This window comes from Leptospira fletcheri (assembly GCF_004769195.1).
In the GTDB taxonomy this organism is placed as follows: domain Bacteria; phylum Spirochaetota; class Leptospiria; order Leptospirales; family Leptospiraceae; genus Leptospira_B; species Leptospira_B fletcheri.
This window is the reverse complement of sequence record NZ_RQET01000004.1, coordinates 34,776-47,529: the sequence shown is the minus strand read 5'-3', so window position 1 is coordinate 47,529 and position 12,754 is coordinate 34,776. Positions and strand designations below refer to the sequence as shown.

The window sequence follows — 12,754 nt, the reverse complement described above, 5'->3', positions numbered from 1 at the left end:
ATACCGCGGCTTATTGTCCAGTCCCTTTTAAAATCCGACGGTATCGTCGGGTCGGGGATTCTGAGAAAATAGTAAAACGATCCATTCGCGTTGGATCAGAAAGAATAGAGAGAGGTATAGTCATGAGAAATCTTTTAGAGAAGCGGCTCGATCTGTTTAACCCCACGGAAAATCATCTCGCCCTCCGAGAGAATGTGGCGGCGTTCGCAAAACAAAGTCTGGACGAGCAAGCGAAGGAACATGACGACGGTGAGATATTCAATTCCGCACTCTTTCGGAGACTCGGAACCGAATTGGGAATTTTCGGAATAACCGTCCCGGAAAAGGACGGGGGCATGGGTTTAGATCCCCTAGCGAGCGTGATCATCCATGAGGAATTTTCCGCATACGATCCGGGGTTTACTTTGTCCTATCTGGCTCACGAGGTCCTGTTCGTGAATAATTTCTATTACAGCTCGAACGACGTTCAAAAGAAAAAATACCTGCACAAGGTCTTGTCCGGGGAATGGATCGGAGGCATGGGTATGACGGAGCCGGGAGCGGGCACCGATGTACTTGGGATGAATACCGTAGCGGTTCGAAGAGGAGATAAGTATCTTCTGAACGGAACCAAGCAGTACATTACGAACGGAAACGTAGGCCAGGTCTTTTTGGTATACGCTAAGATGAGTAGAGAAGCGAGAAAAACGACCGCCTTTCTCGTAGAGAGTTCCTTTCCCGGTTTTGGCGTGGGAAAAAAAGAGGAAAAGATGGGAATGAGATCTTCTCCTACTACACAACTCGTCTTCGATAATACCGAGGTCCCCGCGGAAAATCTGATCGGTTCGGAAGACGGGGCCTTGGTCCACATGATGAGAAATCTGGAGATAGAGCGGGTTACTTTAGCTGCTCAGTCTCTGGGAATCGCAAAACGTTGTGTGGATGTGATGTGCGATTATACGATCCGTCACCGGGAGGCTTTCGGCAAAAAGCTGGTGGAATTCGGCCAGATCCAACGTTTGCTCGCCGAATCCTACGCGGACTACCAAGCAGCAAGAGCGCTTGTTTACGACGTGGCGTCAAAAATCCATCCTGAAAACAGGAATTCGTTGGGAGCCGCCTCCGCAAAATTGGTAGCAACCCAAATGGCGGAAAGGGTCTCCAGAAACGCGATTCAGGTTTTGGGCGGATACGGATACTGCAGGGAATACCCGGTGGAACGTCTCCATCGAGATGCTATCCTTCTTTCTATCGGAGGAGGAACGAACGAAGCCATGCAAAAGAATATCGCGGCAGACCTGAGAGCTATCTACAGTACTTCCGGCTAAACGAACAAGGCCGGAGGTTTTCATAAAAGTTCTTCCCGCGTAAGAGCACCCTAATAAGTTCTGTTTCGGAGCCGGATCATTTTGTCCGGCAGGAATCGATCGAGGAAAATAATGATCATCAGACTAGAAGCCGCAAATTCTTCGGGGGGGAAATTTTCCATCGGACTTTGCCTTACCCTGATTTGGGTAACCTTTTCTCTCCATACAAATTGCAGCTCCGTACCAGTTTCCGAAGCGGGATTTTTTCATTCCAAACTCGATCGGGATCGGCTGACCCTTGCCGACACGGACTCTCCTCCCGCGGACAGACATCTGCACGCCGATCATTATCCTGCCTCGAACGAAAGAAGATTGGACCTGTTCCGTTCCCGGATTGAAGGACTCGGCGGCGGTTATATTGGGGTTGGAACGGACCAGAATCTGACCTTAGTGGCATGGGCCAAGAGCGATTACGCATATCTCGCGGACTTTGATCCGGTCACGGTGGCGATCAATCGAATCCATTTGTACTTTTTGGAAATAGCTCCGAATTACCCCGAATTCGAAAAACTTTGGGACGTGAAAAATAAAAAGGAAACTTTAATTCTCCTCGAAAAGAAGTTCGCTTCCGACCCGGAATACAAGGTGATCCTGAGTGCGTATGAAATCTCTCTGAGAAAGGGGGGAGTCCCGCAGCGTTTGGGGGATTTAAAGAAGATCTCCTCGGTATATCCGTTCAAATCCTTTCACAACGATCCTGCGGATTATTCCTTTCTCAGAAATATGGTCTTGGAAGGCAGGATTCTCGCGATCGACGGAAATCTACTCGGAAATAAAACCTTCCGTTCCGTAGGAGAAAAGGCGGTTTCCGTACATATACCGATTCGAATTCTGTACACTTCCAATGCGGAGGAGTATTTCCGGTATCCGGAAGATATGAGAAGGAATTTCTTATCCTTGCCTACGGATGATAAAAGCTTGGTCGTTCGTACTTTAACGAAAGGAGCCAAGAGATTCGGCTTTCCGGACGGGGAAATGTTTCCGAAGGACTATCCCTTCCATTACAATATCCAGACGATGGAGAATTTCAAAGTCTGGCTGAAGCAACCGGGAGCCCTGTCCACGATCGGAATTTTATCCAAACGAAAAGAGATCGTAAAAGGCTTTTCCGTTGTGGAAGCTCTTCCGGACGAAGAACCGAAGAACACGGCACAAAAATAATCCCGAAAATGCTTGTTCTGTTTCGGATAACGCGAAGGATCCTTTTTCTTACCATCCTGTTCGGGATGTTTCTTTTGTGTTCGGCTGCCGGCGGACAGGTGCGCTCGGATTCCTCTCCGGACGGAGTCAGGATCGTAGCAGTGGGAGACATCATGTCTCACCAGACCCAAATCGATTCCGCCTATGAAAAATCCTGCGATTGCTGGGATTTTTCGGAAGTCTTTGAAGAAGTTCGGCAACAAATTTCGGAAGCGGATCTTGCGGTCGCGAATTTCGAAACCACTTTGCCCGGGGACCGCAAACACTATAGCGGTTATCCGCAATTCGGCGCTCCCGATTCCCTCGCAAAAGCGATCAAGGATACGGGTTTCGATCTGGTCTCTACCGCGAACAATCATTCCTGCGATAAGGGCAAGGAGGGGATCGTAAGAACGATCTCCGTTCTGGAAGATCTGGGATTAAAGCATCTGGGAACGTACCGAAGCAAAGAAGAGTTCGACAAAAATCGGATTTTAAAAGTAAGAGCGAGCGGTATTGAACTTGTATTCCTGAACTATACCTACGGAACGAACGGCTTAGAAATTCCGGCGGGAACCGTAGTAAATCTTATCGATACGGCCAGGATTGCCGAAGACATTGCCCTGGCAAAGAAAGAGGAGCCCGACGGAATCGTGGTCATGTACCATTTCGGAACGGAGTATCTTCACGAACCGGATCCCTTCCAAAAGGAAATCGTGGATTTTACTTTGGAAGCAGGTGCGGATATCGTGCTCGGCGGACACCCTCACAGTCTGCAAAGGTTCGGAAAGAAAAAAGTCAAGGATCGATTCGGTCAGGAAAAGGAACGTTTCTTCGTTTATTCATTGGGAAATTTCGTTTCGGGACAGGATCGTAGATATGTGGACGGTGGAATGATCCTGAATTTTTCGCTTTCGAAAGACTCCGGAAAATTATCGATTTATGATGTATATTACGAACCTATCTGGGTTTATATAGATCGTACCGGCGCCAAAGGTCCCAAATTTCGACTTTTACCCGTGCGAAAGTATCTGAAAAACGACCAATCTCGGAAACTTCCCGAACAAGCATTTCGGAGAATGCTGCAGTTTTATAAGGACACTTTGGAAATCCTCGGGCCAGCAGGAAGAAGATAGAACGGTTTTTTTCTTTTTACACTTGTTTTTCCTCCTTTTTTAAGTCTTCTTTTCCCGGCGTTATAGGGCGGCGGAAGAACGCGATTTTCCAGAAAAAAATTTTTGGGGCTGAGTGCGGCGACGGTTGCAGCTTACCTTTGTGGAAAACGTGATCTCCTGTATTCCTTGGACGCGGAATCGAAACAAGACGGAGGGAATTCCCTCATGCTACAACGAAAAATTCCGAGCACGGGGGAAGCGATCCCGGCCATCGGCTTGGGAACTTGGCAGACATTCGACGTTTCGGGAGATCCGAATTCCTTAGCTCCGTTAAGCGAAGTCTTTCGGGAATTTCTTTCCACTGGCGGACGACTCGTGGATTCGTCTCCTATGTACGGAAGAGCGGAAGAAACGGTCGGTCTTCTCTCCGAAATACTATCTTCGGCGGAGCGAAAAAAGATCTTCTTCGCCACAAAGGTCTGGGTTCGGGGAGAAGCTGCAGGCAAATCCCAAATTCAGGCTTCCTTTAAGAAGATGCGTACGGACAGAGTCGATCTATTCCAAATACATAATCTTTTGGATACGGAGACTCATCTTAAAACTCTCCGTTCCTTAAAGGAAGAAGGAAAGGTAAGATATGTCGGCTTGACGCATTTTACGCCTTCCTCCTTTTCGGAAATGGAAAGAATCGCATCACGGGAGAAAGTGGACTTCCTGCAAATCCCGTATTCCGTCGTGACTCGATCCGCGGAAAATCGGATCCTACCGTTTGCGCAGGAGAACCGGATCGGAATTCTGGTCAATCGGCCGTTCGAGGAAGGGGGTTTGTTCCGCAAAACGAAAGGAAAAATTCTCCCGGAATACTTTCGGGAATGGGGCTGCGAATCCTTTGCCCAAGCGTTTTTAAAGTACATTCTCTCTCATCCCGGAGTGACCTGTGTGATCCCAGCTACGGCGAAGCTATCCCATTTACAGGACAATCTGAAAGCCGGTTTGGGAAATTTTCCCGACCAGAAAGAACGAAAGAGATTTTTGTCCAATTTGTTGGACTCTTTGGAATCTTGATTCCGGTACTCATTTTTCGTTTCTAAATTTTCCTCTTTTCAATTTCCGGCGGATCCTCTAGAATAATTCGCCTGGAGAAAGGGAATGACCGAGAACTTATGGAAAACGCATGCGCTCGCTTGGAAAGCTGCCGGCTCTTTTTTTGAATGGAAGCGAAGGAAGATCTTTTACAGAACGGGCGGAGAAGGGGAAAATCTTTTGCTTCTCCACGGATTTCCCACCTCTTCCTGGGATTGGAAGGATCTGTGGACGGATTTGACCTCCCGCTATCGGGTTGTCGCTTTGGATTATTTGGGTTTCGGCTTTTCGGACAAACCCAAGAGCGGACATTATTCCGTCTTTCAATATGCCGACCAAGCGGAGGATCTCCTCCAGGAATTGAAGATCCAAAAAACTCATGTGCTTGCGCACGATCTCGGGGATACCGTGGCGCAAGAGTTGCTCGCTCGTTTTCGGGAAAAGATTTCGGGGCAAAGGATCGGAGGTCCCGATCTTCAATCCGTGTTTTTATTGAACGGAGGGATTTTTCCGGAAACCCATAGACCCAGGGCCGTACAGAAATTACTCAACAGTCCTTTCGGGTTTTTCTTTTCCAAATTATTGAACAAGACCTCCTTTGAGCGGAATCTCTCGGAAGTATTCGGAGAAGGAACGAAACCGAGTAAGGAGGAACTAGAAGGGTTTTGGGAGTGCGCGAGTAACGGAGGAGGAAAAGCGATCTATCACAAATTGATTCGTTACATACGGGAACGAAAACTGTTCCGGGAAAGATGGGTGGGAGCGATCCTGGATTGTCCCGTTCCGTTCGCATTCGCCGACGGGCTTGCGGATCCTGTCAGCGGTGCTCACGTAGTACAACGACTGAGACAATTCAGACCGGACGCAAGAGTCTATGAATTTCCACACATTGGACACTATCCTCAGACGGAATCCCCTAGGGAGGTTTTGAACGCGTACGCTAAGTTTCGTTCTTAATATTTCCTTGAAAAAAAGGAAAATCCTGTAAGAATGAAACGAAAGTGAAAGAAATGTCTGATGCCGAAAATCGCCTATAATAATCCGCGCTTTTTCGACTTTCTATACGACGATTTCCTCTGTGCGGCGGTGGATTCCCAAGCGGCGAGTTCGGGAATTTTGTTTCATTCTCTGACTAAGGAAAATGTCTGGGAACTGTTCGAGATCACCGGAGTCCTTTCCGAGCTGAGAAAAAAAGGATATTCTTCCCCGAAACTGGAGTTGTCCGGCACCGACGATTTGTATCAAAGAGTCGTCTTAATTGAAGAAGGCGAGATATTGATCCACCTGCGTTTGAGCATCCAGGAATATAGGATCAGAATCAACGACTACTTCTTCAAAGAGAATTATCTTGTCATCAACTGGTTGCAGACGCGTCATCCGAAACACAAGGATCGGAAAAATATCAGACTTTATCCTGGACAAGACACTCCCGGTCTAGGCATCTTCCCCGAGATGGCCGATTTTATCGGCTTTTTGATTATCTCCCTAAGACTGAATGGCACCGTAGTTCGTCCGGAGTATTTTCACGACGCGGTTCTTTTTTCCCGCAAGTTCCAGTTTCTGGAAGCGGAATCGAAAGCGTTGTTCAAGGTTTTAAAGTCCACGTTTCCTAAACATTCCATCCGTGCGATCTCCACTCTGCTGTATCATGGAAAAGTAATAGATTCGAAAAAAGGAGTCATAGAGTGGAAACCTACGGAAATGATTTTCTTTTTGGAAAAGACCTTATCTCATTTCGTCTTTAATCGTAAGTTCGAAAAAAAAGTCTCTAAAATCACGGAGAATTTCAACCTTGCTCTCACGGAAGGTGCCGAAGAAGAACTAGGCCTAAAGGTATAGGTCTATATTCGAACATTTGTTTTGAAAATTTTTTTATTTCGGATACAATACCGTCCGCTCGTCTTATGAATTTGGCTCGGACCGGGCATTCGTATTTCCGGAGGAACTTGATGGAGAAGAGAAAGCACATACGCGTGGTTCCGTTCCCGAACCAGCCGGTTCAGATCCAATTAATGGGAAACGGATTTCTTGACATTTTAATCGCGCAGGACGTGAGTCAAGGCGGGATGGCAATTCTGGTTCCCCATCATTTCGACGGATGTGATATCCACTCTGCGGTGGAAATCGTCGTATCCTTGCCCGGCTTCAAACCGTTTAAGGCGATCGGTTTGATCAAACACCTTTCTCCCGGTAAGGCCGCGGATGGTCTTTTCGGTCTCAAATTCACGCAAATCGACGCGAAAGGAAAAGGTTTTCTGGACGCTTTCGTCAAAAAACTGATTTCTCAACGCAGAATGGCAGGTTAAGGGGGGCCAGTCACCGGAATTTCTCGGGTGCGTAATCCGAATGTAACGAAAAGGACGGATACAGAGAACATCCTACTAAAAGGAAGAAGGACAAAAATGGGATCAGGATCTGTCCAAAATAAGCTAAAAACAGAACGCAAATTAGAAGTAAGAATCGCGGAGAACCAACTTGAAATCGAAAGAACGCTAGCGCTGCGTTATGACGTATTCAATTTGGAATTGGGAGAAGGACTGCCCCAATCCGCCGCGACCCGCAAAGACCGGGACGAATACGATCTTTTTTGCGACCACCTCATCGTAGTCGATAAGAATCGCGACGACATGATCGTGGGAACCTACCGAATCTTGAGAAGAAGCGTAGCGAAAGCGAACCTAGGCTTTTATTCCGACAACGAATTCGACATCACGAAAATCTATGAATTAGAGCGCGAGCCTGCCGAAATCGGACGCAGTTGCGTTCATCCGGAATATAGAGATGGTTCGGTGATTTCTCTTCTTTGGGCAGGATTGGGCCAATACATGAAGAAGCACCAAATCGGTTATCTTTTCGGATGCGGATCCGTTCACAGTGTGGATGCTCAAACCGCAAACGACGTGTATGCGTTTTTGAAGGATAAAAAAGCGTTGGCGGGCGCGGAATTCGACGTGAAACCTCTTTCCGGTTTCGAGATGACCGGTTTCGACCCGAATTTCGCTCCAGAAGATATCAAGGTAGTTTCAAAAAGAATTCCCGCGTTGATCAAAGGATATATCCGCGCAGGATCGCTTATCTGCGGAACTCCCGCTTTGGATAGCGTATTCAAAACTACTGACTTCTTTATTCTTTTCGATATTAAGGATATCGAAGCAAGATATAGCAAGCATTACCTGGAATAGGTAAAAGGCCTTTTTTCGGGAAACGTCGGAATTTCTTTTTCGAAGGATCCGTTCCGTCGAAACGAGCGATTTCCGAATTCGGTCCATTTTCCCGTCATCTCGGGGATGATCGCCCTTGACCGGCAATTCATCCCCGATTTCCTTTACAATTAAAGTCTAAGACTTTTCGGCGTTCTGCCGGAGCTTTACGAACTCGATCCTTTTTTCGGGTTTCTTACGAACTTATAGCATGAATCAAATCGACTTTCAGCATCCGAGTTTTCGAGATCAGCTCAGATTTTATTCCTTCGTATTCCTTGCCGCGGCCCTGATGATATCCGGTTATCTTTCCGGAGTTCCCGCTTATTACCTAGGTTGGTTCGCTTTTTCGATTTCGGCATTTTCCGTCGCCGGAAACGACGCCGTCCAGACTTTGGGAACGTTTATAGAAAGCAAAAAGGCGGTTCATTGGTTTTATAAATTCGCGGCATTGTCCGGATTTTTGACTTTGGTTTTCGCGTACGGCTGGCTTACGGATTCAGGTCAGGTTCATTTCGACCGACTGGAGGAATTCCCGCCTGTTTCCAAATTCAATCTGCTTCAATTGATCGCCCCTTTTATTTTGGTCGTGATCACCAGAATGAGATCTCCGATCTCTACGACGTTTCTGATTTTGGGACTATTCGGCGGACAAAACATAGAGAAGATGCTCACGAAATCCTTTATGGGTTACATGATCGCATTCGGGACGGCCGTATTTGTCTGGGGAATTCTCGTAAAAATCGATCCTAGGGAATATACGGAAGATCATATTCCCGACCCGAATACGGAACGACGTTGGTCCGTACTACAATGGTTTTCCACTCTGTTTCTTTGGGGGACTTGGTTGGCCCAGGATGCCGCGAATATCGTCGTATACATTCCGAGACAGTTGAGTCTTGCGGAATTATCGGCGGCGGTCCTCATCCTATGCGCCGCTTTGGGAACCATCCTCTACATCAACGGCGGAACCATCCAAGAAATCGTAACGGAAAAATCGGATATTCAATGGTCAAAGGCGGCCACTATCATCGATCTAGTTTACGGTTGTATCCTTTTGTTCTTCCAAAGATGGAGCGATATGCCCATGTCGACGACTTGGGTCTTTTTAGGGATGCTTGCGGGTCGGGAAATCATCCTAAATTTTATGACCTATCGGGATTCTCCCTACTTGGAAACGTTTCGAAAGGTGGGTAAGGACGTTTTACTCGCAGCCATCGGGATCGCGATCAGCATTTTCGTATTCATTCTTTCTTCCAAAATCTATCCGGAAGGGAACGGCTATCTGCCAAAGTTCCTACGTTGAGCGGAAAGCCTTTCCGATACTTCGATAGGACGAAGAAATCGGGAAGCCTCTCCTTTTTTCGGAAGGGCTTCCCTGAATCTTTCCTTATTTCTTCTTTTTCGAAGCCGTACTTTTTTTAGGCGGCTCTTCCGTTACTGCCTTTGCCCAATCGGAAAGATCCGCGGTGTGACGGTGGTTGTTTTCCCCGGCTGCTGCCGTATGAGAAACGGTCGCGCTCATGTCGGGGCGGAATTTGGTCTCTATCCACTCCCGGAATCTGTCGATCCCTCCGAAAATGGAAGGAACTACGATCAGAGTGACCAAAGTAGAAAGGATCAATCCTCCGATAATCGCTATCCCCATTGCGGTTCTGGATTTTGCCGCTTCTCCCAATCCTAAAGCGATCGGAACCGTTCCCATAATCATGGCGAGAGAGGTCATCAAAATCGGCCTCAACCGTACTAGGCCGGCTTCGTAAATCGCCTCATTTCTGGAAATCCCTCTATCCCGGATGGCCTGCATCGCATAATCGACTAAGAGAATCGAGTTTTTCGCCACGAGACCCATTAATAGGATGAGACCGATCATGGAGAATAGGTTGAGCATTTCCCCCGTTACGAACAACGCGAAGAATGCTCCCGAAATCGCCGGGGGGATCGCGAATAAAATCGTCACCGGCGTGATGAAGGATTCGTAGAGAGAAGAAAGAACCAGATAGATGAACACTAATGCCAGTCCGAATGCGACTAAAATGTTCACGATCAATTCTTTAAAGTCCTCGGACTGTCCTTGGAAGTTGAACCGAACTCCGGGAGGCGGTTTGATTTCCGTGGACATGATTTTAGTGGCTTCCTCCGTCGCGCTTTGGATTGCGCCTCCTGGGGCAAGATTCGCATTAATCACGATGGTTCTGGCCCGATCGATCCGGTTGATCCTTGCGGGCCCCACCGTTTCCTTGCCGGAACCGATAGCCGCTAGAGGGATCAGCTTATTGGCGATATTCGGAACCTTAGTTTGCCCGTACGCCACCCTCAAATTCCGTTGGTCCGGATGGAGTCTCATACGAACATCGTATTCAATCCCCTTGTCGTAGAATTTGCTGACTGTGTCCCCCGCGATTTGGTATCTCAATTCAGATCCGGCCACTCCGGGAAGAACCCCCACCAGTTGCATACGCGAGTTATCCAGAGTGATCTGGTACTCCGGTTTTCCGGCACGATAATCCGTATCTATATCCGCGAGATCGACGACGGATTTTAACCGATCCAGAACTTTCTTAGAATACGCCTCCATTTCCGCGAGGTTATCCCCCTTGATGACGAGCTGGAAGGGATACTGAACCCCTCCACCTACCGCGGAATAATCGGAAACTGCAGGTCTCGCATAGGCGTAACTTTTTAGAACATCGCGGATCGCGTCTTTGATCGCTACCGTGGTCTTTTTTCTCTTTTTGGAAGAGACTAGAGCTACGGCTAGAGTCGCCGTATTCGGCTCTCCCCCATCCGGTTTTCCGATCGTGATCGCGATTTTGTCCATCTCCGGAAATTTCTGAAGTTCGAGCAAGACCTTGTCCGCGACTTCCTTCGTTCCTTGGAGACTCGTTCCTGGGGGAAGATCCAGCGTGACCAGGAATTCTCCTTGGTCGTTGGCTGGTAAGAAGGTCTTTTTGACGAAGCGACAGCTCACTAAAGAAAGTACGAAGATCAGAAACGTTAAAAGAATGATTTTTCCCGGATGCGCCAAAGCAAACTTCATCGCGATTCCGTAAATCTTTTCCAGCCAAGTTTGGAATTTGTCGAAGGCTTCCACGGCTTTATTCCGTTTGCTATGATCCAATTTTCCCGCAAAATAAGCGGAAAGCATCGGTGCGACAAAAAGACCGTCAAAGAGGGAAATGATCATCGCAAAGACCACGGTCAGACCGAACTGTTTGAAAAATTGTCCGACAATTCCGGACAAAAATCCTACGGGGAAAAACACGGCGATCACGGTGAGAGATGTACCTACGACCGCAAGAGCCACTTCCATCGTTCCTTTTTCGGAGGCTTCTAGAACGTTATGCCCTTCTTCCAATTTTCGGAAAATATTTTCGCGCACTACGATCGCGTCATCCACCAGTAGCCCTACGGCTAAAGAAAGGGCCAAGAGGGTCATTACGTTGATCGTAAATCCCATGATCCACATCAAAATGAATGCCCCTAACATGGAGTTTGGAAGGGCCAAGCCGGTGATCACGGTAGACCTGAAGTTTCCTAAGAAAAAATAGACCGTAATGACCGCCAATAGAACCCCGAGTACGATGGCCTCAGTGACGTCCTCCACGTTGTAGCGAATCCAGCGGGATCCGTCCCGGATGAGACGGATCTTGGGGTTCCCGGCGAGGGGTTTGAGATCCGCGTTCAATTTATCGATCCGTTTCAAAACCTCGTCCGCTACGGCGACCGTGTTTCCCCCCGATTGCTTGTACACGTCGATAAAAAGCGCAGGTTTTAATTCCTTTTCTTCGACTTCGGTTTTTTTGGAGGAGAACAAGGCTTTGATCTTCCGAGCGCTTTGACCGATCCAGATAAACGGATGAGCAAAGAATCCCACGTCTTCCTCTTCCACGACGTCGCTCTTCGAAGCCCAAAGGTATCCTAATGTTTCTTCGTCTTCCGTTCCATCGCGGACCGTTCCAAGTTCCTTGATAAGAACGGAATTTCCCACGTCACCGCCGAAAGAGACGATGGTATTTTCGATTTGTCTGAGACTTTCGTAGCGTCCTAAAGTTCTATAGGAAGTTTCCCTGGTGCCCGATTCGAATTTACCCACCGGCACGTTTAAGCCGGCGGATTTCAAGCGGTTGGCGATCACCACCATCGGCATCTGGTACGAGATGAGCTTGTTTCGATCCAATTCGATTTGGATTTCTCTTCTCGTTCCTCCCACCAACTTGACGGAACCGACCCCGTTGATCTGTTCCAGCTTTGCCTTTACCGTTTCCTTGGCGAGATCATAGAGTTGTGCCTGTCCTAAATCGGCGAATACCGCCAAACGAACGATAGGCTGGTCGGCTGGATCGAAGCGGACGACTTTCGGTTCCTTGATTCCGTCCGGCAATTTAGGACGAACCAATCCGACTTTGTCTCTGAACTGCTGCTCCGCGTACTTGATATCGGTGGAAAGCGTAAATTCTCCTGAGACGACGGAGACTCCTTCCTGGTTTCGGGAAACGATTTTCTTCAAGCCCGAAATGGAGGAAAGTTCCTCCTCCAAAGGCTTGGAAATCAATTCCTCGATTTCTTCGGGGCCGGCACCGGGATAAATCGTAGTTACCGAGACTACCGGAATATTTACGTCGGGGAAAAGATCCACCCCCATACGTGATAGAGAAACCAATCCTGTCAGAAGCATTAGGATTACTAAGCTCGTAATAAAAATCGGACGTTTTATGGAAAGAAGCGCGATGTTCAAGAGGCCTCCTCGGCTGAATGTCTTTCCTCGGATTTGGGGAAGAGAGAAGTTCGAGCGACTTTAAAGGTCTATTTCGACGTGTTCTATTTTTTC

10 protein-coding genes are annotated in these 12,754 nt (G+C 47.9%); 9 read left to right on the top strand and 1 reads right to left on the bottom strand.

The window, feature by feature from the left end; genetic code table 11:
* Nucleotides 1-122 precede the first annotated feature (122 nt).
* From EHO60_RS03540 to EHO60_RS03500, 9 genes are all read left to right on the top strand, one after another.
* Nucleotides 123-1,307: an acyl-CoA dehydrogenase family protein gene (locus tag EHO60_RS03540; protein ID WP_135766806.1), complete on the top strand. Its 1,185-nt coding sequence runs from the start codon at nucleotides 123-125 to the stop codon at nucleotides 1,305-1,307.
* Between the two features lie 111 nt (nucleotides 1,308-1,418).
* Complete coding sequence (locus EHO60_RS03535) at nucleotides 1,419-2,507, top strand: LIC_10091 family lipoprotein (RefSeq protein WP_135766805.1); 1,089 nt, start codon at nucleotides 1,419-1,421, stop codon at nucleotides 2,505-2,507.
* Between the two features lie 65 nt (nucleotides 2,508-2,572).
* Complete coding sequence (locus EHO60_RS03530; RefSeq protein ID WP_246028228.1) at nucleotides 2,573-3,661, top strand: CapA family protein; 1,089 nt, start codon at nucleotides 2,573-2,575, stop codon at nucleotides 3,659-3,661.
* A gap of 204 nt (nucleotides 3,662-3,865) precedes the next feature.
* Nucleotides 3,866-4,705 carry an aldo/keto reductase gene (locus EHO60_RS03525; protein WP_246028119.1) on the top strand — a complete coding sequence of 280 codons (840 nt, stop codon included), beginning with the start codon at nucleotides 3,866-3,868 and terminating at the stop codon, nucleotides 4,703-4,705.
* Between the two features lie 84 nt (nucleotides 4,706-4,789).
* Complete coding sequence (locus tag EHO60_RS03520) at nucleotides 4,790-5,680, top strand: alpha/beta fold hydrolase (RefSeq protein ID WP_135766802.1); 891 nt, start codon at nucleotides 4,790-4,792, stop codon at nucleotides 5,678-5,680.
* 60 nt (nucleotides 5,681-5,740) lie between these two features.
* Complete coding sequence (locus EHO60_RS03515) at nucleotides 5,741-6,562, top strand: histone deacetylase (protein WP_135766801.1); 822 nt, start codon at nucleotides 5,741-5,743, stop codon at nucleotides 6,560-6,562.
* A gap of 110 nt (nucleotides 6,563-6,672) precedes the next feature.
* Complete coding sequence (locus tag EHO60_RS03510; RefSeq protein ID WP_135766800.1) at nucleotides 6,673-7,029, top strand: PilZ domain-containing protein; 357 nt, start codon at nucleotides 6,673-6,675, stop codon at nucleotides 7,027-7,029.
* Between the two features lie 96 nt (nucleotides 7,030-7,125).
* Nucleotides 7,126-7,905, top strand: coding sequence for a GNAT family N-acetyltransferase (locus EHO60_RS03505; protein ID WP_135766799.1), 780 nt, complete (start codon nucleotides 7,126-7,128; stop codon nucleotides 7,903-7,905).
* A 229-nt stretch (nucleotides 7,906-8,134) separates the two neighbouring features.
* A complete protein-coding gene (locus EHO60_RS03500) occupies nucleotides 8,135-9,229 on the top strand; it encodes a hypothetical protein (protein WP_135766798.1) in 1,095 nt (364 codons plus the stop codon).
* A gap of 84 nt (nucleotides 9,230-9,313) precedes the next feature.
* On the opposite strand, the gene EHO60_RS03495 is transcribed toward EHO60_RS03500, so the two are convergent.
* Nucleotides 9,314-12,661: an efflux RND transporter permease subunit gene (locus EHO60_RS03495; protein WP_135766797.1), complete on the bottom strand. Its 3,348-nt coding sequence runs from the start codon at nucleotides 12,659-12,661 to the stop codon at nucleotides 9,314-9,316.
* Between the last annotated feature and the right edge of the window lie 93 nt (nucleotides 12,662-12,754).